Raw genomic sequence first — 18,544 nt, forward strand, 5'->3', positions numbered from 1 at the left:
GGTGCAAAAGTACCACCTTTATTCACTTCTACAAGCTTTTTATTTACTTTTTTTTGCCTTTTTCTTAACTTATGTTTTAAATCGCTGGAAACGTGAATTTTGTAAGTAATTTTTTTTTCGCTCACCACCACGCTCCAAAGCAGAAGGTAACAAAATGGATAATATAATAGGCTTTGTATACCTAAACGTATGCGTATCTTACCTGGCTGTATTTCTTAAATCTTTCGAAATTCGTTCTTTGTTTATGTTTGAACAGCTCTTCTCCTTGTCTGAATCTCTCAAAATAGACTGCCTTAACAGTATTCTAACCAAAAACTACGCTAGATCCATAAAATGCTTTTATACTTTTCCTTGTATACTAATCGCTTTTTCATTTTCTCCTATATATAAGGTAACTGATTTTGGGTTGGCGTTAGTTCTTATCCGCTGGATTGGACTGTTTGTCTTAATTATTCTGGGCTCGCGTTAGGGATAGCAGCGAATAGCCCACAGGTAAGTGAAGTGTAACGGAACTTAACGAGGACTTGTAGCGAAGAGCCCGACTCCTTATATGTACAAAGGCGATTATCCTTTTCGATAATCGCCTTTCTATATATAAGGAGGAACGCCAAAAAAAATTAATCGAAACGTATCGCGCTTACAGGCGATATTTTTGTTATTATATAGGAGGGGATTATGCTTTTGTTTATTGCGATTATTGACTTTGTAACTATTCAAGTCATTGTTATTAAAATTAGAATTTCTGCATTTGGTTATTTAAAGACAATATCGTAATATTGCAATATAGTTATATACAGATGGGAATTACAAAAACAGAATGCTTTACAGAAGAGCAAAATCAATTGGCAACTTTAGCTAAGGCATTAGGACATCCTGCTCGAATTGCTATTATTCAACATCTCATCAAAGTGAATAGTTGTGTATGCGGCGATATTGTTAATGAACTACCCCTTGCCCAACCAACTATTTCCCAACATTTGAAGGAGTTAAAGAATGCTGGTCTCATTAAAGGGAATTTTGAAGGTAATGCGATTTGTTATTGTCTTAATGAAGACGGATTTGAAACCCTAAAAACTTTTTTTAAAGACATTGATGTATTTTTAGATAATAAAAAAAATAAATGTTGCTAATTTTTAAATCATAAAAATCATGAGAATATCAGAAATTAAAGAACAATTGACCAATTTAGAAAATGTAAATTTTATGCTACCAAACGGAAGTTTTGTTCCAGAACATTTTCACGTAACTGAAGTGGGATTGGTTACTAAAAACTTTATTGATTGTGGTGGTAAAGTAAGGAATGAAACTGTGGTGAACTTTCAATTATGGAATGCTAATGATTTTGAACACCGTTTAAAACCAAAAAAACTTCTAGATATCATAGCACTTTCAGAAAAAATATTAGGAATAGCCGATTTCGAAATTGAGGTAGAATACCAAGCTGAAACAATTGGCAAGTATGACTTGGGTTTCGAAGGAACAACATTTACTTTAATAAATAAACAAACTGCCTGCTTAGCTCAGGACCAATGTGGCATTCCAACAGAAAAAGAGAAAGTGAAATTATCCGAAATTTCCAGCCAAACCAATACTTGCGTTCCTGGTGGTGGCTGTTGTTAATTTTAAAACTGTATTATGAAACAGACCAAAAGCATTCTATTTCCAGAAATAGAAAAAATAATTCAGAGCTTACAATTTGAAACCATAACAGGGGAACGAAAGAGTATTTTGCAACCACTAGTTGATTTCATTCAAAACAAAGTTTACAATCAAGAAGATATTAGGCTCAACTTAATTTGCACTCATAATTCTCGAAGAAGTCATCTATCACAAGTTTGGGCGCAAACGGCAGCGGCATATTACAACATAAAAAATGTATTTTGCTATTCTGGTGGTACCGAAGCAACTGCTTTATATCCTATGGCAGCACAAACATTGGAGCAATCTGGCTTTAAAATTAGAGTCATTGCAGCAGGAAACAATCCTATTTATTCGATTAAATATGCCGAGAATACACATCCTGTTATCGGATTTTCTAAAAAATACGACGACGAATTTAATCCGAAAAGTGAATTTGCGGCGATTATGACGTGTTCTCAAGCGGATGGCGGCTGTCCTTTTATTGCAGGCGCTGACAAGCGTATTCCAATTACATATGAAGATCCGAAAGCATTTGACAACACACCTCAACAAGCTGAGAAATATCAAGAACGCAGTTTACAAATTGCAACCGAAATGTTATATGTATTCTCCCAAATAAAATCAGAATAATGGCTTCTAAAAAAAGATTGAATTTTCTTGACAGTTATCTAACAATTTGGATATTTTTGGCAATGGCTATGGGTGTTTCCATTGGTTACTTTATTCCATCCAGCAGTGGTTTCATCAACTCCTTTTCTAGCGGAACCACCAATGTTCCCCTTGCAATTGGATTAATATTGATGATGTACCCGCCTTTGACTAAAATTGATTTTTCGAAAATACCTTTAATGTTTGAAAAGCCTAAATTACTCACTGCTTCATTTTTTATTACTTGGATTATTGGTCCGTTTTTAATGTTTTCACTGGCGACATTCTTTTTGAAAGATTATCCAGAATACATGACCGGTTTAATCATAATTGGTATCGCGCCTTGTATTGCAATGGTTATTGTCTGGAATGAACTGGCAGAGGGAAATAGGGAATTAACGGCGGGATTAATCGGAATTAATAGTTTGCTTCAGGTATTTTTTTTTAGTTTGTATGCTTATTTTTATTTGGAAATCATGCTGCCATTATTTGGAATAAAAGGATTAGAATTGAATATAACCGTTGTTCAAATCGCAACAACAGTTGGTATTTATTTAGGAATTCCATTTGCATTAGCGGTAATTAGCCGTTATGCTATCAAAAAATTCATTGGTGACAAATGGTTCAATCAAAAATTTATTCCTTTTGTTTCTCCTATTACTTTATTAGCTCTGCTTTTTACGATCGTAATCATGTTTAGTTTAAAGGGGGAAATGATTGTTGACTTGCCATTGGATGTGATTCGAATCGCTATTCCGTTAGTAATTTTCTTCACCATTATGTTTTTTCTGATGTTTTTTGTTTCCAAAAAAATCGGAGCTAATTATAGAGATGCCGTTGCGCTTTCCTTCACCGCATCAGGGAATAATTTTGAATTGGCAATTGCTGTTTCAATAGGCGTTTTCGGAATCAATAGCGGACAAGCATTTGCAGGAGTTATTGGCCCATTAGTTGAAGTTCCAGCTTTGATTATTTTAGTGAATGTTTCTTTTTGGCTAAGGAAAAAATACTATAGTAAAATAGTACCTACACTAAAAAATTAGTTGATCAGTAAGAATTAGTGAGTATTGTGAAAGTCTAAAAAAATGATATTTATCAAATATTTCAATGAAGACTGCCTAATTATTATAAAATATTTACGTTAAAATAATTTTATAAAAAATCCCGAAATCTACATTTTTGATTTCGGGATTTTTGTTTTTTATTGAAATATTAATTATTCTGTATGTAGCAACAGCGTTGATGTTATAGCTTCTAATACTTCAAATGCAGTTTCTGCCATCTTATTTCCTTTGGTATCCAACAAAGGATTTACCTCCACGAATTCGATACAAACCACTTTTTTGGTTTCAATAATCTGATTGATAATCGCTATAATTTCATACTGATCAAAGCCTTTAGGCACGGGCGTTCCGGTTCCGTATGAAATCATATCACAATCCATAGAATCCACGTCAAAAGAAATATACAATACTTCGCAATGCGCTACTTTTGATAAAGCTTCAGCTACGCAGGTTTCTAAACCTCTATATCGCACTTCATCAACCTTGTAGTTTTTAATATTTAGTATTTCAATTTGCTTATCCTCTTCTTCTTCCGTGTCACGAACACCAAAATAAATTAGATTTTCAGCTAAAACTTTAGGTCCATTGTAGCCTAAATTTTTCATTTGCTCCCAATGAACTTGCGTTTCGGCTGGTACCTCATTATTCTGACAACTTAAATTATCATCAGCAAGAGCAGCAGATAATGGCATTCCGTGAATATTTCCCGATGGTGATGTATACGGCGAATGCAAATCAGCGTGTGCATCGATCCAAAAAACGCCTATATTTTGCTCTGGGTACGCGGCTTTAATACCGCTCAAAGTACCTAATGCTGAGGAATGATCTCCTGATAACACAATAGGAAAATACTTGCCGTCAAGATTTTTCTTTACTGCATAGCACACTCGGGTGCACTGCTCTACAACGTGCTCAATCCTTTTTGCTGATGAACTACGGTTTTTGTCGTAAATAGATTCGTTATGTGTTTTGACATCTTCAAACTCAAATTGATTGAAAAAGTCACTGTTTTTATTAATTGCAGCAATTTCAATTGCATCAATCCCTAAGTCGGATCCCCGAGTACCAGCACCAATGTCCGACCTATTCTTTATTAATTTTATCGTTTTTCCCATGGTTTTATATCTTATCTAAAATCGTTTAAAGCTCTTTCGATAATAGCCAAACATTCCTGAATTTGTGATTCGGTGATAACCAATGGCGGTGCAAATCGAATTTTGTTACCGTGCGTTGGCTTTGCCAATAACCCATAATCTCTAAATTTCATACAAATATTCCAAGCCAAATCAGACTCTTCATCGCAATTCACCACGATTGCATTCAAAAGTCCTTTTCCTCTGACCAAGGTAATTATTGGATTTCTAGCGGCTATTTCGTTCAATCCCGCTCGTAGAATTTCTCCTAAATGTGCTGCGTTTTGTGCTAAATTCTCTTCATTCACTACATCAAGTGCGGCAATAGCTACAGCTGCTGCAATTGGATTTCCTCCAAAAGTAGAACCATGCTGTCCAGGTTGAATCACGTTCATGATGTGATTGTTTGCTAAAACTGCTGAAACAGGATAAACTCCACCAGAAATTGCTTTCCCTAGAATTAAAATATCTGGTTTCACTTCTGGCGTATTTTCGCATCCCTTTTTACAATTACAATTGCCACAAGTAGCTAATAATCGCCCGGTACGCGCAATTCCTGTTTGCACTTCATCTGCAATAAATAGTACATTGTGCGCTTCGCAAAGTGCTTTGGCTTTGGCCAAATAACCTTCACTTGGAACATAAACTCCCGCCTCTCCTTGAATAGGTTCAACTAAGAACCCAGCAATATTCGTGGTTGATTTTAATGCTGTCTCTAAAGCATCTGTATCATCATAAGGAATTTTAATAAAACCAGCTGTAAATGGTCCAAAGCTTTTTCGTGCATTTTCATCATTTGAAAAAGAGACAATAGTAGTAGTTCTTCCGTGGAAATTATTTTCACAAACAATTATTTGAGCTTGATTCTCCGGAATTCCTTTAACTTCATACGCCCATTTTCTACATAATTTTAAAGCAGTTTCAACTGCTTCTGCACCAGTATTCATTGGTAAAACTTTATCAAACCCAAAATACTTGGTTATATATTCTTCAAAAGGTCCTAACTGATCGTTGTAAAAAGCACGTGATGTTAAGGTAAGTGTTTGTGCTTGTTTGATCATGGCACTTACAATCTTCGGGTGGCAATGCCCTTGATTGACAGCAGAATAAGCAGAAAGGAAATCATAATATTTTTTTCCGTCTACATCCCAAACATGAACGCCTTCGCCTCTTTCTAAAACGACTGGTAAAGGATGATAATTATGTGCTCCATGTTGACTCTCTTTAGCAATCAGCGCTTCAGATTTTAATGAAAGGTTTTGTTCTGTATGTGTCATGATTTTTATATTTAAAAGCTTTAGAATACAAAATTAGATTTTTTTTTTAATTTAACAATAAAAATAAATTTTTTGACTTTATAAATAGGCTTAATTAAAAATATTTAATTAATTTAGACTAAAATTAAGTCATTTCTAATTTTTAAGTCTAATTAAAACTCGTTCAAAAACAAGAGAATTACACTTTAAAAAAACACAAATATCATTTATAATTGCACCCTCATGAACATAATAGACGAATTCGATATCAATATTATTAAAGAACTAGAAAAAGATGGAAGAATGGCGTATTCAGCTATAGCTACGAACCTTAAAATTTCGAATACCATGGTGCATCAACGCATCAACAGACTTATTGAACAAGGAATTCTTACTGGAATAAAACCTGTTATTAATGAAAAAAAAGTTGGTTATGATTGGGGATCTTTTACAGGAATTACCTTAAATAAAGACCAAGATTCGGATCGCATTATTGAGGAACTTAAAAAAATTACTGAGATAACAGAGTGCTACTACATCACTGGATCATTTACACTTTACATAAAAATCATTGCTAAAGATCATGAACACATGCGAAAAGTGCTTTATGAAAAAATTGATACTATTCCCGGTATTGCCAAAACTGATTCGATTATTGAATTGGGGTGTGCCTTTAAAAGAAATGTGAGTCTTTAACATAATTTACTACCTAATGAAACATCTTAAAAGTTATTTAATATTAATCGTTTTCAGTATTAGTTTCCCCCTATTTGCTCAAAAAATTACTACTGCTGAAATAGCAAGGCTACAAAAACTTGCCCAACAAGTAACCATAACAAGAGACAACTGGGGAATTGCACATGTATATGGCAAAACGGATGCGGATGCCGTTTTTGGGATGTTATATGCGCAATGTGAAGATGATTTTAAACGAGTAGAACTCAATTATATTGAAAAATTAGGTCGAATGGCTGAAATCAAAGGGCAATCTGTTTTGTACAATGATCTAGAAATCAAACTCTTGATAGATATCGAAGACACCAAAGCTGATTATAAAAAAGCAGCGCCGTGGTTGAAAAGATTATTAAACAGTTATGCAGATGGCATCAATTATTACTTGTACAAACACCCCGAAGTTAAGCCCGCTTTATTAACCCATTTTGAACCGTGGTTTCCTTTGCTTTGGACTGATGGAAGTATTGGAGCCATAAGCACTGCAGATCTTTCTACCGGTGAACTCAAAGCATTTTACTCTGGAAATACGGAGAAGGTAGCTTACATAGAACGGGAGAAAGACGTACAAACTGGCTCTAACGGATTTGCTATTGCTCCATCAAAAACAGCTTCGGGCAATGCCATGTTATACATTAATCCGCATACTACGTTTTATTTCAGACCTGAAATTCAAGTAACTAGTAGTGAAGGTTTGAATGCATACGGAGCCGTAACTTGGGGACAATTTTTTATCTACCAAGGGTTTAATGAAAATTGTGGCTGGATGCACACTTCCTCTAATGTAGATGTTGCCGATATGTATGCAGAGAAAATTGTAGCTAAAAACAACAAATTATTTTATGAATACGAAAAAAATCTGCTTCCTCTTATCGAGAAGAAAATAACTCTAAACTATCTAGAAAACGGCAAACTGATACCCAAAACCTTTACCACTTATTACACCAATCATGGTCCTATAATGGCAAAAAGAGACGGAAAATGGATCGCTTTAAAATCCAACAATCGCTCAATGAAAAGCTTAGAACAAAGTTGGATGCGTACCAAATCGAAAAGTTTTGAAGATTATAAAAAAGCAGTGGATCTAAAGGCCAACACCTCAAACAATACTGTATATGCGGACAAAGAAGGAAATATTGCATACTGGCACGGAAATTTTATTCCAATAAGAGACAAAAAATTGAATTGGTCTAAAGTAATGGATGGCACAACCGCCACTACACAGTGGATGGGATTACACGACGTTTTAGAAACGGTTCATTCCTATAATCCTGAAAACGGCTGGTTACAAAATTGCAACTCAACACCGTATTCTGTAGCTGGTGTCAATAGTCCAAAAGAAGAAAACTACCCGCCATATATGGCTCCTGATGGCGAAAGTTTTAGAGGACTCAATGCTATACGCCTACTAAGTAAAGGCGATAACTACACACTCGACAAATTAATAGCCGATGGTTATGATACCAAATTAACCGCGTTTGAATATTTAATTCCAGCTTTGATAACGAATTTCGAAGAAAATATCAAAACTGACAATTCATTATATGCTGAATTGATAGCACCAATAACTGTTTTGAAAAATTGGGATTATTATGCCCGAGAAAATTCGATAGCGACAACACTTGCTGTGGAATGGGCATATCAACTGGATCCCATTATTCAGAAAGTGTACATTAACCAAGGCGAGATGGATCAGGTAGAAAATACGATACAATTTGCTAAAACTGCAACACCAGATCAATTAATTCCACAATTACAACGCGTGATTTCCGAATTGAAACTTAAATTTGGTACTTGGGAAATTCAATGGGGAACAATTAATCGTTTTCAAAGACCGAATGGAGAAATCAACCTACAATATAATGATGCCGCAGAAAGTTTAGCTATTGCATTTGGACCGGCGCTCTGGGGTAGTTTACCCGCTTACAAAAGCAATTATCAAAACGGTAGTAAAAAACGCTATGGTAGCAATGGAAATAGCTTTGTTTGCGCAGTTGAATTTGGGCCAAAAATAAAAGCAAAATCACTACTTGCAGGGGGAAATAGTGGTAATACACAGTCGAAACATTTTTATGATCAAGCCGAAATATATCAAAAAGGTCAATTCAAAGACGTGTTATTTTACAAAGAAGATGTACTGAAGCATGCAGAAAAAATCTACCATCCTGGAGAATAAAACATTAAATTCCCAGCATAAGAATTAAATATACAGCCATAAACTAAAAAAATCATATTATTTCTCATGTGACATAATTAATGAGACATTTGTAAAATTAAAACAAACAAATATGAAAAATATACTATTTACATTTCTAGGAATAGCATTCTTCTCTACTAGTGTTAATGCACAGTTAAAACCAGTGCAATACACTGATGGCTATCAAAAATTAAATGGATTGGCAATTGCTCCCAAAAAAGCAAGTAAAACTAAAGCTGGAATTCTCATCCTTCCTGCCTGGAAAGGAATTGACACCCACGCCAAACAATCAGCTGAAAAGCTTTCAAAAATGGGGTATCATGCTTTCATAGCTGATATTTATGGCGAAGGAAACTATCCATCAAATACGCAAGAAGCAGGAAAACTATCTGGGTATTATAAAAGTAATGTAGCCGATTATCAACGACGTATTCAATTAGCATTAGATCAATTGGTAAAAGCAGGAGCCAACCCAAGTAATATTGTAGTTATAGGGTACTGTTTTGGAGGAACTGGAGTTCTAGAAGCAGCAAGAGCCAGTATGAAAGTTCAAGGAGTAGTTTCTTTTCACGGTGGTTTAGGCCGAGATGCTGCTAGAGCAAACAACGCAATAAAAACTAGAGTTTTAGTTCTTCACGGTGCAGATGATTTATATGTTCCTGCGGTTGAAGTAACAGCATTTCAGCAAGAAATGAGAGATACCAAAGCAGATTGGGAAATGATTTATTACTCAGATTCAGTTCACGCTTTTACAGATCCTGAAGCTGGAAATGACAACTCTAAAGGAGCAGCTTACAATGCAAAAGCAGACAAGCGTTCTTGGGAGCGGATGAATTCTTTCTTGAAAGATGTGTTAAAATAATACATCAAAAATATTTTAATAAAACAGTATAAGTTCCGTTTTTTTGTTAGTTTTATACCTTACAATTCAACAAAAATTTAGAATTTATACTGTTTTTTTTATGTCTAAAAGTAAAATGAGAAACGACAAAACATGTCTCAATTGCAGGTATGTGGTCGAAAATAGATTCTGTCCTAATTGTGGACAAGAAAATACTGATACCCGAAAAACGTTTCATCACCTTTTTATTCATTTTTTTGAGGATTTAACACATTATGAAAATGCTTTTTGGCGTACTATAAAAAATCTTTTATTCAAGCCCGCTGCACTTACCAAGGAATACCTCTCCGGAAAAAGATTGTCTTATTTAGCTCCGGTTCGGCTTTATATTTTTATTAGTTTTATCACTTTTCTATTGATTGCCATTTTCCCTGGTGAAATCAATTCTTCAGAAAAAACTATCAAAAAGAAATCCACTATTACCACCAAAAACAAATCGTTTCAGAATACCATAACCAAAAATGATTCGTTTAAAAAGAACCAAACTGATTCAAAAGAAGACAAAGATTCCATTAAAAACAATATTGCGGTTGTTGACGAGGAATATTTTAGCTATAAATCAGTTCGAGAATTAGATTCGATACAAAAACACGCACCTGAGTCAGAAAAATTATCCAATTTTAGTTATTGGGCCAACAGGAAAGTCCAAATTGTAATAGACAACAACCCAAAAGGAGACCTATTTAAAAAATTCACAGAATCATTCATCCATAATTTCTCAAAAGTCCTTTTTGTATTCATGCCTATTTTTGCTTTTTTCCTCTGGCTATTCCACAATAAGAAACGCTGGTATTACTTTGATCATGGTATTTTCACCTTACATTACTTTTCCTTTTTGTTATTACTCTTTTTGTTGCTGTTCCTGATAAACAAAGGATTGACGCCATTTTCAGAATCGAGTCTCGTTTCTTTCATACAGTTACTAATTAATTTTATTGGTGTTGGATGGATGTTTTATTATTTCTATCCAGCTCACCGTCGTTTTTATGGGGAAACTCGCTTTATCTCCTTTATAAAATGCAGCCTGCTATTTTTTATCAATTTTATACTAGTCTCTATTATATTATCACTTTTTGCTCTTTATACATTTATCAATTTACATTAAAAAATTATGAAAAAATTTTCTTTACTAGGTTTACTCGTCGTTATAACAAGTAGCTGTACCTCACAAAAAATCAGTACCGCAGTTACTGAACCTACAAAATACATGAATACCATTACCGCAGAGGAACTAAAAACTCACTTGTATATTGTAGCTGCAGACGAGATGGAAGGTCGCGAGACCGGTTCAGCAGGACAAAAAAAAGCAGGTGTTTACCTTATTGATCAATACAAGAAAAACGGCATTCCCTATCCTACTATTGCCGCTGACTATTATCAAAAAATTCCAGCTGCATTCCTAAATGCCAAGTACAATGAAAACCTGCCCGATTCTGAAAATATTTGGGCCTTTATCGAAGGTTCAGAAAAACCAAATGAAATATTGGTAATTTCTGCGCACTACGATCACGTGGGAGCACGTAATGGAGAAATTTATAATGGTGCAGATGATGATGGTTCTGGAACAGTGGCATTATTAGAAATTGCACAAGCATTCCAAATGGCGAAAAAAGCAGGAAATGGTCCTAAAAGATCTATCCTTTTTCTTCATGTTACTGGCGAAGAACACGGCTTACATGGTTCTCGTTATTATTCTGAAAATCCACTGTTTCCCATTGCCAATACTATAACTGATATTAATATCGATATGATAGGCCGCCGTGATGAAGCACATGCTGGAAGTAACAACTACGTTTATGTAATTGGCGCAGACCGTCTATCAACAGATTTAGATGCTATTTGCACTACTGCAAACGCCACTTACACTAAACTAGATTTAGATTACAGGTTCAATGATCCTAAAGATCCAAACCATTTCTATGAGCGTTCTGATCATTATAACTTTGCTAAATTAGGAATACCATCTGTTTTTCTTTTTAATGGCGTTCATGCTGATTACCATAAACCTACGGACAGTCCAGACAAAATAGAGTATGATGCTTTGGCTAAAAGAACACAATTTGCATTTGTAACTGCTTGGGAACTGGCCAATCGAGAAAACAGACCTTTTGTAGATAAAAAATAATACATACAAAAGCATTTCCTAACTTTCAATAGAGATGTATTTAAGCTAAGAAGTCTCAAATTCTCCCAATAAAATCGAGAGAATTTGAGACTTCTTTTTGAAAAACTATTGCGAGCCTATAATAATAGTTTCAAAATATAATGTACCACGATTAAATCCACAAAAAAACCCCAATACGGGGCTTCTCATATTTTATTCTTCTACTTCGTCTGTACCATAGGATTTTGAATAGCCTCGCCATTTCTCGATACAATCCTGTAAATCCTGCGGAAGTTCTGTATCAAAACGCATCAGTTCACCAGTTGTAGGATGAACAAAACCTAAAGTTTTAGCATGTAAAGCTTGTCTTGGTAGCGCTTTAAAACAATTGTCTATAAACTGCTTGTATTTGGTAAACGTAGTTCCTTTCAAAATCAAATGACCGCCATAACGCTCGTCATTAAATAATGGATGTCCTATGTGTTTTAAGTGCGCACGAATCTGGTGTGTTCTACCGGTTTCTAGTTGGCACGAAATCAACGTTACATACCCAAAACGCTCTAAAACTTTATAATGCGTTATTGCTGGTTTGCCTATTTCAGGGTCAGCAAAAACCGCCATTTGCATGCGATCTTTCAAGTGTCTTGCTAAGTTGCCTTCAATAGTTCCTTTATCCTCAACTACATTTCCCCAAACCAAAGCTACATATTCTCTTTCCGAAGTTTTGGCTTCAAATTGCTTAGCTAGATGTGTCATCGCTTCTTCGGTTTTAGCGATCACTAATAAACCCGAAGTATCCTTATCAATTCTATGAACTAACCCAGGACGTTCGCTGCTGTTCATTGGCAAATTATCAAAATGATAGGCCAATGCATGTACCAAGGTTCCAGTATAATTCCCGTGACCAGGATGCACCACCATTCCTGGTAATTTGTTAATCAATAATAGGGTTTCATCTTCATACACAATATCAAGCGGAATATTCTCCGGAATAATATGGTTTTCGTATGGAGGATGGGTAAGCATTACGCGAACCACATCATTGGCTTTTACCTTGTAATTCGATTTTACCGTAGCATCGTTTACAAAAATATTTCCTTCGGTTGCTGCAGTTTGTATTTTATTGCGAGTCGCATTTTGTATCAGGCTCATCAAGTATTTATCAATTCGCAAGGATGCTTGGCCTTTGGGAACTTCAAATCTAAAATGTTCAAATAACTCGTCTTCTAAATCTATTGTATCTATATTATTGTTCATCAACTGGTGTTTCTTCTATTGGAGCAGCCAGAGTATCTGCTGCAGTTTCTTCTTCTTCATAACTCATTTTTCCATCGCCTAAAACCAAATCAATTTTAGATGATTTCAAAACACGATCTCCTACTTTTAGATTTCTTCCTTTAAAACGCATCTCCAGAACCATGTCCTTTCCTAAGTTAGGAACATATGTAATCGTGCCTTCCTCAAGTCCCAACGCTTTTAAGGTAGGTACCGCTTCACGATACGTTTTCTCGATTAAATCAGGAATCCGTACAGATGAAAATCCTGATGTATTAATTTTAATGTATATTTTTCGACCCACTTTAACCATAGTCCCTGGTGACGGATCTTGTTCCACAACACTATACTGCGGAAAATCGCTTCTATAATCCACACTATCCAAAAGGACATAATCTAAATCCATTTCATCTAGCTTTTCCTCCACTTGCTCTTCAGTCAATTTACTTAAGTTTGGAACCGCAATTTCGTGACCATGATCCGTTGTAAACGTCAGCCAATGCATAAACAAATACCCCAAAGCCGCAATGATGGCTATTGCAATTAACATTTGTATAAGAAAAACACGACTAGTTAGGTACTTACGTAAACTCATAAATTTATTTTTATATGTGGCAAAGATAAAGCTATTTCGTTTCAAAAAAAATGATAATTTTGTTTAATCGTTTTTAGGATTAGTACTGATGATTTTCAGGAGCTATTTCCCGCTATTCGCTTATATCTTTGCTTTTTTAAAGAAAAAAAACAAAGGATATCGCTGCTATCGGGGCTAAAAACAAATCGTTTTCACAACACTTATCCTATAAAAATGAAAAATATAGCCATCATCATGGGCGGATATTCCAGCGAGTATAAAATTTCACTCATCAGCGGAAACGTCGTCTATCAATTTCTGGACAAAACAAAATACAACGGATTCCGAATTCATATTTTTAAAGAAAAATGGGTCTATGTTGATGCTAATGACGATGAATTCCCCATCGATAAAAATGATTTTTCTGTAACCGTTAATGGTAGCAAAATCACCTTCGACTGTATTTTCAATGCCATTCACGGAACACCAGGAGAAGACGGATTGATGCAAGCGTATTTCGAATTATTGCATATTCCGCAAACAACCTGCGATTATTACCAAGCCGCATTAACGTTCAACAAACGTGATTTGTTATCTGTTTTAAAACCATACGGAATAAAAACCGCAACATCTTATTACTTAAACAAAGGCGACACCATCAATACAGACGAAATTGTCGCTAAAGTTGGTTTGCCTTGTTTTGTAAAACCCAATAAAGCCGGTTCTAGTTTCGGAATTTCAAAAGTAAAAACTGTTGCCGAATTGCCAATCGCGATAGAAGTCGCTTACAAAGAAGACAATGAAATCATCATAGAAAGTTTCCTGGACGGAACCGAAGTTTCAGTAGGTGTCATTAATTACAAAGGAAAAGTAACCGTTTTACCAATAACCGAAATCGTTTCGGACAATGATTTCTTCGATTATGAAGCAAAGTATTTAGGTAAATCACAAGAAATCACACCGGCTAGAATCTCTGATGAAATGACTCAAAAAGTAAGTGATATAGCCAAACGCGCTTACGATGTACTCAAGATGAAAGGTTTCTCCAGAAGCGAATTTATATTGGTAAACGGAGAACCACACATGTTAGAAATGAACACTATCCCAGGATTAACAACAGAAAGTTTGATTCCGCAACAAGCCAAAGCGGCTGGAATTTCTCTCGAGGATTTGTTTACAAATGCGATCGAATTGGCATTTAATAACTAACTTTCTATTATGACAGAAATCTTTGAATGGAACCGATTATTATATAATGACTTACCAGAATCCTTTCTTTTAGAAGTCATTTTCCGTTCTACCATAATGTTTACCGTTTTATTGCTGACATTAAAAGTAGCTGGAAAACGTGGCGTGAAGCAATTATCTGTTTTTGAAACAGTTATCATTATTGCTTTAGGATCTGCAGCCGGAGATCCCATGTTTTATGAAGAAGTTGGTATCATCCCTCCTATAACCGTATTTCTAGTTATCATACTTTTGTACCGATTAGTCACTTGGCTCACCGGAAAAAGTAAACGATTTGAAGAGTTTATAGAAGGAAAAACCGAATGTATTATCAACGAGGGAAAATTTTCTATTGCAACTTTCAAAAAGGAAAGTCTCGCACAAGATGAATTCTTTTCGGAACTCCGCATGAAATCAATAGAGCATTTAGGACAAGTGAAAAATGCCTTTATGGAAACTAGCGGCGAGGTCAGTGTTTTCTATTATGAAGATCATGAAGTCCAACCAGGCTTACCAATTTTACCTTTTTTATTTAAGCTAAAAAGTAAAACAATCCCAACAGAAGGGATTTATTCCTGTACCTTTTGCGGCAATACAGAAAGTCACAAACCAGGAAATGCCCTATGCAACGTTTGTGCAAAATCTGAATGGGTCGAATCAATTAAAACACTTCGAAAAACCTAGTTCAATCTAACGAAAGTCATTACGATTTAATTACCATATAAAATGAGAAAAGCAATATTCCCGGGTTCATTTGATCCAATCACTTTAGGACACGAAGACATCATCAAAAGAAGTATTCCGTTATTTGATGAAATCGTAATTGCTATTGGAATCAATGCCGAAAAAAAATACATGTTTTCGCTAGAGGATAGAAAGCGTTTTATTGAAGAAACCTTCAAAAACGAACCTAAAATTTCGGTAATTACATATGAAGGATTAACTACTGAATTGTGTAAAAAATTGAAAGCAGACTTTATCTTGCGTGGTCTTCGCAATCCCGCCGACTTCGAATTTGAAAAAGCAATCGCCCATACCAATCGTCGTTTATCAAAAATAGAAACTGTATTTTTATTGACAGCCGCAAAAACCTCGTATATCAGTTCCAGCATCGTGAGAGATGTAATTCGTAACGGAGGAGAATATGAAATGCTGGTTCCCGATGCTGTTCGTGTGAAATAGCACAAATAATACCATTTACCAATTAATTGGTAACAAACGAAAAAAATAATCAGCCATACTTAAAACGGTACCAAATACTGTAACGAATTTTAAAAACAAATGTCTATTTTATTTAAATGAAAAAATTAAACCCGTCAATCAAACATCATTTACTAGTGGGTCTTCTTATTAGTCTCTGGGTTTTCATTTTTGCCTTTGTAATAAGACCTTTTGATGATGGTACTATCAATTTTCAGTCTTGGGTTTTAATGAGTCTTGGATTTAGCCTAAGCACATTTCTTTGTTATGGATTACTTGCTTTAATTCAAAAACAAGTTTACCAAAAAACATCAAAATGGAATATTTATTTTGAAATAACCAGCCACATTTTTTTTAATTTACTTAATTTAATTTGTCTCTATGCTTATTATAAAAGCCCTATCATGAAAGGCTATACCTTTTTTGAGTTCTTTTCCATAATTTTTATTAAGATAGTCATTATTTTAACACCCGTAATTATTCTGGCTAGAAGATATTTAATTAAAATAATTCCAATAAAAGAAGACATTTTAACTATCAAGGGAGAAAATAAATTGGATATTTTAAAAATTAAAAAAAATGATTTGATTTGTATCTCTAATTCCCAAAATTATGTTGAAATTTTCTTTATACAAGATGGCCAACTCAAAACCAAATTAGTTCGTACTTCCCTTAGAAAAATTCAAAGTGAATTTGATTTTTTAACACAAGTACACCGTTCACATTTAATTAATCCATTTCATTTTAAGGCTTGGAAAAACCAAAATACCATATCCCTTACCCAAATTGAGCTCCCAATTTCTAAAAATTACAAAGAGAATATATTGTCCTTGTAATTTTCATACCTAAAACCGCATATTTTATACCTAAACCTTCAATTGCCTTCAATATACCTGTTTTTGATTTTAATTTTGACAAGTAATTTTAAATCAAAACAAATGCAATACAATTCAAACTTTCAAATTAAAAAGATACTATTCGTAATAACATTAATATCTTTTCTTCTAATTTCAAACGGGAGGTTCACTCTATTCTTTGCTCCTTGGATTTCAACGGCTATGCTACTTTATGCTGTTCGTAGGTTCTCTACTTCACGTGGATTTCTATATGCTTGGTTATTATTAAGTATTGCATTTTTGTTTCAATTCTATGAAATAGTTCCTCTGCCACTTCATTTTTACATTCTTATGTCAGCTGGATCCGGATTCATTATAGCTTTACCATATCTTATTGACTTATTATTTTCAAAAAAGCAAAATATTTTTTTACACACTTTAATCTTTCCAATATCTTGGGTTCTTATCGAATATATTTTTCGTCGATTTAACCCATATGGCACTTGGGGACATATTGCCTATACCCAACAATCACAACTTATGCTGTTGCAGTCTATTTCTGTTTTTGGTTTGGGTTATATAACCTTTATAATTAGTTGGTTTGCTTCCGTTTGCAATTGGGTTTATCAAGAAAAATTCAATTGGCAAAAAACAAAAAAAGGAGTTTTGGCGTATAGCATCGTTTTTGGTATAACTATGGGGTATGGTGGTTACCGTTTACTACTCCAAAAACCTAATTCTGAAACAATAAGAATTGCTTCTATTTCAACTATTGAAGGTTTAGGAATTTATGATAATGATGTATTTGGCTTGAAAGAAAATGGAGCAGAAATTGAAAATACAGCAAGGTTCAGAAAAAGGGCATCCAAATTAAATCAAAATTTATTTGCTCGTACTATTAAAGAAGCAAAAGCAGGTGCTAAAATAGTTTTTTGGGCTGAGGGCAATAGTTTTATTTTAAAAGAAGAGGAAAAAAAATTGTATGAATTTGCAAGTTCAATAGCTAAAGAAAATGAAATATATTTAGGCCTAGGATTAGCAGTTATAGATGCAACAAACGGTCGACCTTATGAGAATAAATTTGTTTTATTTGACCCAAATGGGAAACAATGTATAGAATATTGGAAAGCTATTCCTGTTCCTGGTGCTGAAGCAGATATGAGTAACGTCAAAGGTACTGGAATTCAAAAAACAAAAACGCCTTATGGAACTATTGCTGCTGCAATTTGCTTTGATTTGGATTTTCCACAATATCTAAAACAAGCTAAAGGAGCAGACATTTTATTAGCCCCAAGTAATGATTGGAAGGCAATAGACCCAATACATACCGATATGGCAAGGTATAGAGCTATAGAACAAGGATTTAATTTGATCCGACAAACGAGTAATGGATTATCGGTTGGAGCAGACTATACTGGAAGAGTCATTAGTGAAATGGATCACTTTACTGATAATGGAAAGGTTCTTATTACACTATTACCAACAAAAGGAGTTACCACTATATATTCTATTATTGGAGATATTTTTATTGTCTTTTGCTTGCTATTATTTACGATAGTAATAATTATACTAAAAAAGCAGACTGTAGAAAAAATGAAATAATTGACTTAGAAATTTAAACTACAGAAACCAATTGCCAACACTTACTATAAAAATTGGGATTTGGGTTTAATAGAGGGTTATTTTTGCGCCTGAGAGTTTTGGCAAATCCGAATATTGGTCTTAAATTATTCTCAAACTTTCTGTAGCAAGGGAA

The 18,544-nt window shown here is 34.4% G+C and carries 18 protein-coding genes; 14 read left to right on the top strand and 4 right to left on the bottom strand.

All coding sequences use genetic code 11. From position 1 onward, the window contains the following. The first annotated feature begins 797 nt into the window (after positions 1-797). The 4 genes from ACNQGO_RS08080 to arsB are packed head-to-tail and all read left to right on the top strand — an operon-like array spanning position 798 to position 3,332. Complete coding sequence (locus ACNQGO_RS08080; RefSeq protein WP_417984944.1) at positions 798-1,130, top strand: ArsR/SmtB family transcription factor; 333 nt, start codon at positions 798-800, stop codon at positions 1,128-1,130. 19 nt (positions 1,131-1,149) lie between these two features. Next, entirely contained in the window at positions 1,150-1,620 is a 471-nt protein-coding gene (locus ACNQGO_RS08085) for a DUF6428 family protein (protein WP_417984945.1), read from the top strand. Between the two features lie 15 nt (positions 1,621-1,635). After that, entirely contained in the window at positions 1,636-2,271 is a 636-nt protein-coding gene (locus tag ACNQGO_RS08090) for an arsenate-mycothiol transferase ArsC (protein WP_417984946.1), read from the top strand. After that, the gene (gene arsB, locus ACNQGO_RS08095; RefSeq protein WP_417984947.1) at positions 2,271-3,332 is read left to right on the top strand and encodes an ACR3 family arsenite efflux transporter; all 1,062 of its coding nucleotides are present in this window, start codon (positions 2,271-2,273) and stop codon (positions 3,330-3,332) included. The genes ACNQGO_RS08090 and arsB overlap by 1 nt, the downstream gene beginning before the upstream one ends. A gap of 173 nt (positions 3,333-3,505) precedes the next feature. Here arsB and ACNQGO_RS08100 read toward each other — a convergent pair whose 3' ends face one another. Then, positions 3,506-4,468, bottom strand: coding sequence for an arginase (locus tag ACNQGO_RS08100; protein WP_417984948.1), 963 nt, complete (start codon positions 4,466-4,468; stop codon positions 3,506-3,508). Positions 4,469-4,479: 11 nt separating this feature from the next. Next, positions 4,480-5,763: an ornithine--oxo-acid transaminase gene (gene rocD / locus ACNQGO_RS08105; protein WP_309755916.1), complete on the bottom strand. Its 1,284-nt coding sequence runs from the start codon at positions 5,761-5,763 to the stop codon at positions 4,480-4,482. 222 nt (positions 5,764-5,985) lie between these two features. Here rocD and ACNQGO_RS08110 point away from each other — a divergent pair, with 222 nt between their 5' ends. The 5 genes from ACNQGO_RS08110 to ACNQGO_RS08130 all read left to right on the top strand — a co-directional run bounded on the left by ACNQGO_RS08110 (position 5,986) and on the right by ACNQGO_RS08130 (position 11,697). After that, a complete protein-coding gene (locus ACNQGO_RS08110) occupies positions 5,986-6,438 on the top strand; it encodes an Lrp/AsnC family transcriptional regulator (RefSeq protein WP_417984949.1) in 453 nt (150 codons plus the stop codon). 16 nt (positions 6,439-6,454) lie between these two features. After that, entirely contained in the window at positions 6,455-8,650 is a 2,196-nt protein-coding gene (locus tag ACNQGO_RS08115; protein WP_417984950.1) for a penicillin acylase family protein, read from the top strand. Positions 8,651-8,762: 112 nt separating this feature from the next. Then, the gene (locus ACNQGO_RS08120) at positions 8,763-9,533 is read left to right on the top strand and encodes a dienelactone hydrolase family protein (protein WP_417984951.1); all 771 of its coding nucleotides are present in this window, start codon (positions 8,763-8,765) and stop codon (positions 9,531-9,533) included. 100 nt (positions 9,534-9,633) lie between these two features. After that, a complete protein-coding gene (locus tag ACNQGO_RS08125) occupies positions 9,634-10,677 on the top strand; it encodes a DUF3667 domain-containing protein (protein ID WP_417984952.1) in 1,044 nt (347 codons plus the stop codon). Between the two features lie 6 nt (positions 10,678-10,683). Next, complete coding sequence (locus tag ACNQGO_RS08130) at positions 10,684-11,697, top strand: M28 family peptidase (protein ID WP_417984953.1); 1,014 nt, start codon at positions 10,684-10,686, stop codon at positions 11,695-11,697. A gap of 192 nt (positions 11,698-11,889) precedes the next feature. On the opposite strand, the gene ACNQGO_RS08135 is transcribed toward ACNQGO_RS08130, so the two are convergent. Both ACNQGO_RS08135 and ACNQGO_RS08140 read right to left on the bottom strand, forming a co-directional pair. Then, positions 11,890-12,933: an RluA family pseudouridine synthase gene (locus ACNQGO_RS08135; protein ID WP_417984954.1), complete on the bottom strand. Its 1,044-nt coding sequence runs from the start codon at positions 12,931-12,933 to the stop codon at positions 11,890-11,892. Continuing rightward, positions 12,923-13,546, bottom strand: a complete 624-nt coding sequence (locus tag ACNQGO_RS08140) for a PASTA domain-containing protein (RefSeq protein WP_417970860.1) — start codon at positions 13,544-13,546, stop codon at positions 12,923-12,925. Before ACNQGO_RS08140 ends, ACNQGO_RS08135 begins: the two co-directional genes overlap by 11 nt. Before the next feature lie 213 nt (positions 13,547-13,759). Between ACNQGO_RS08140 and ACNQGO_RS08145 the strand changes: the two genes are divergently transcribed. The 5 genes from ACNQGO_RS08145 to ACNQGO_RS08165 all read left to right on the top strand — a co-directional run bounded on the left by ACNQGO_RS08145 (position 13,760) and on the right by ACNQGO_RS08165 (position 18,390). Then, positions 13,760-14,734 carry a D-alanine--D-alanine ligase gene (locus ACNQGO_RS08145; RefSeq protein WP_417984955.1) on the top strand — a complete coding sequence of 325 codons (975 nt, stop codon included), beginning with the start codon at positions 13,760-13,762 and terminating at the stop codon, positions 14,732-14,734. A 9-nt stretch (positions 14,735-14,743) separates the two neighbouring features. After that, positions 14,744-15,436 (top strand): DUF421 domain-containing protein, encoded by a 693-nt coding sequence (locus ACNQGO_RS08150; RefSeq protein ID WP_417984956.1) that lies wholly within the window; start codon positions 14,744-14,746, stop codon positions 15,434-15,436. Between the two features lie 42 nt (positions 15,437-15,478). Beyond that, positions 15,479-15,934: a pantetheine-phosphate adenylyltransferase gene (gene coaD / locus ACNQGO_RS08155; protein ID WP_417943812.1), complete on the top strand. Its 456-nt coding sequence runs from the start codon at positions 15,479-15,481 to the stop codon at positions 15,932-15,934. Between the two features lie 116 nt (positions 15,935-16,050). Continuing rightward, the gene (locus ACNQGO_RS08160; RefSeq protein WP_417984957.1) at positions 16,051-16,788 is read left to right on the top strand and encodes a LytTR family transcriptional regulator DNA-binding domain-containing protein; all 738 of its coding nucleotides are present in this window, start codon (positions 16,051-16,053) and stop codon (positions 16,786-16,788) included. Positions 16,789-16,890: 102 nt separating this feature from the next. Continuing rightward, on the top strand, positions 16,891-18,390 hold the full coding sequence (locus ACNQGO_RS08165) for a nitrilase-related carbon-nitrogen hydrolase (protein WP_417984958.1): 1,500 nt from the start codon (positions 16,891-16,893) through the stop codon (positions 18,388-18,390). Positions 18,391-18,544 lie beyond the last annotated feature (154 nt).

Origin of the sequence: Flavobacterium frigidum, assembly GCF_048286735.1 — a bacterium.
Taxonomy (GTDB): domain Bacteria; phylum Bacteroidota; class Bacteroidia; order Flavobacteriales; family Flavobacteriaceae; genus Flavobacterium.

Excerpts from the sequence above, each read along its gene's own strand:
- ACNQGO_RS08145 (WP_417984955.1), top strand. The coding sequence starts at position 13,760 with ATGAAAAATATAGCCATCATCATGGGCGGATATTCCAGCGAGTATAAA.
- ACNQGO_RS08080 (WP_417984944.1), top strand. The coding sequence starts at position 798 with ATGGGAATTACAAAAACAGAATGCTTTACAGAAGAGCAAAATCAATTG.
- ACNQGO_RS08115 (WP_417984950.1), top strand. The coding sequence starts at position 6,455 with ATGAAACATCTTAAAAGTTATTTAATATTAATCGTTTTCAGTATTAGT.
- ACNQGO_RS08100 (WP_417984948.1), bottom strand. The coding sequence starts at position 4,468 with ATGGGAAAAACGATAAAATTAATAAAGAATAGGTCGGACATTGGTGCT.
- ACNQGO_RS08140 (WP_417970860.1), bottom strand. The coding sequence starts at position 13,546 with ATGAGTTTACGTAAGTACCTAACTAGTCGTGTTTTTCTTATACAAATG.
- rocD (WP_309755916.1), bottom strand. The coding sequence starts at position 5,763 with ATGACACATACAGAACAAAACCTTTCATTAAAATCTGAAGCGCTGATT.
- arsB (WP_417984947.1), top strand. The coding sequence starts at position 2,271 with ATGGCTTCTAAAAAAAGATTGAATTTTCTTGACAGTTATCTAACAATT.
- ACNQGO_RS08135 (WP_417984954.1), bottom strand. The coding sequence starts at position 12,933 with ATGAACAATAATATAGATACAATAGATTTAGAAGACGAGTTATTTGAA.
- ACNQGO_RS08125 (WP_417984952.1), top strand. The coding sequence starts at position 9,634 with ATGTCTAAAAGTAAAATGAGAAACGACAAAACATGTCTCAATTGCAGG.
- ACNQGO_RS08150 (WP_417984956.1), top strand. The coding sequence starts at position 14,744 with ATGACAGAAATCTTTGAATGGAACCGATTATTATATAATGACTTACCA.
- ACNQGO_RS08085 (WP_417984945.1), top strand. The coding sequence starts at position 1,150 with ATGAGAATATCAGAAATTAAAGAACAATTGACCAATTTAGAAAATGTA.
- ACNQGO_RS08165 (WP_417984958.1), top strand. The coding sequence starts at position 16,891 with ATGCAATACAATTCAAACTTTCAAATTAAAAAGATACTATTCGTAATA.
- ACNQGO_RS08090 (WP_417984946.1), top strand. The coding sequence starts at position 1,636 with ATGAAACAGACCAAAAGCATTCTATTTCCAGAAATAGAAAAAATAATT.
- ACNQGO_RS08130 (WP_417984953.1), top strand. The coding sequence starts at position 10,684 with ATGAAAAAATTTTCTTTACTAGGTTTACTCGTCGTTATAACAAGTAGC.
- ACNQGO_RS08120 (WP_417984951.1), top strand. The coding sequence starts at position 8,763 with ATGAAAAATATACTATTTACATTTCTAGGAATAGCATTCTTCTCTACT.
- ACNQGO_RS08110 (WP_417984949.1), top strand. The coding sequence starts at position 5,986 with ATGAACATAATAGACGAATTCGATATCAATATTATTAAAGAACTAGAA.
- ACNQGO_RS08160 (WP_417984957.1), top strand. The coding sequence starts at position 16,051 with ATGAAAAAATTAAACCCGTCAATCAAACATCATTTACTAGTGGGTCTT.
- coaD (WP_417943812.1), top strand. The coding sequence starts at position 15,479 with ATGAGAAAAGCAATATTCCCGGGTTCATTTGATCCAATCACTTTAGGA.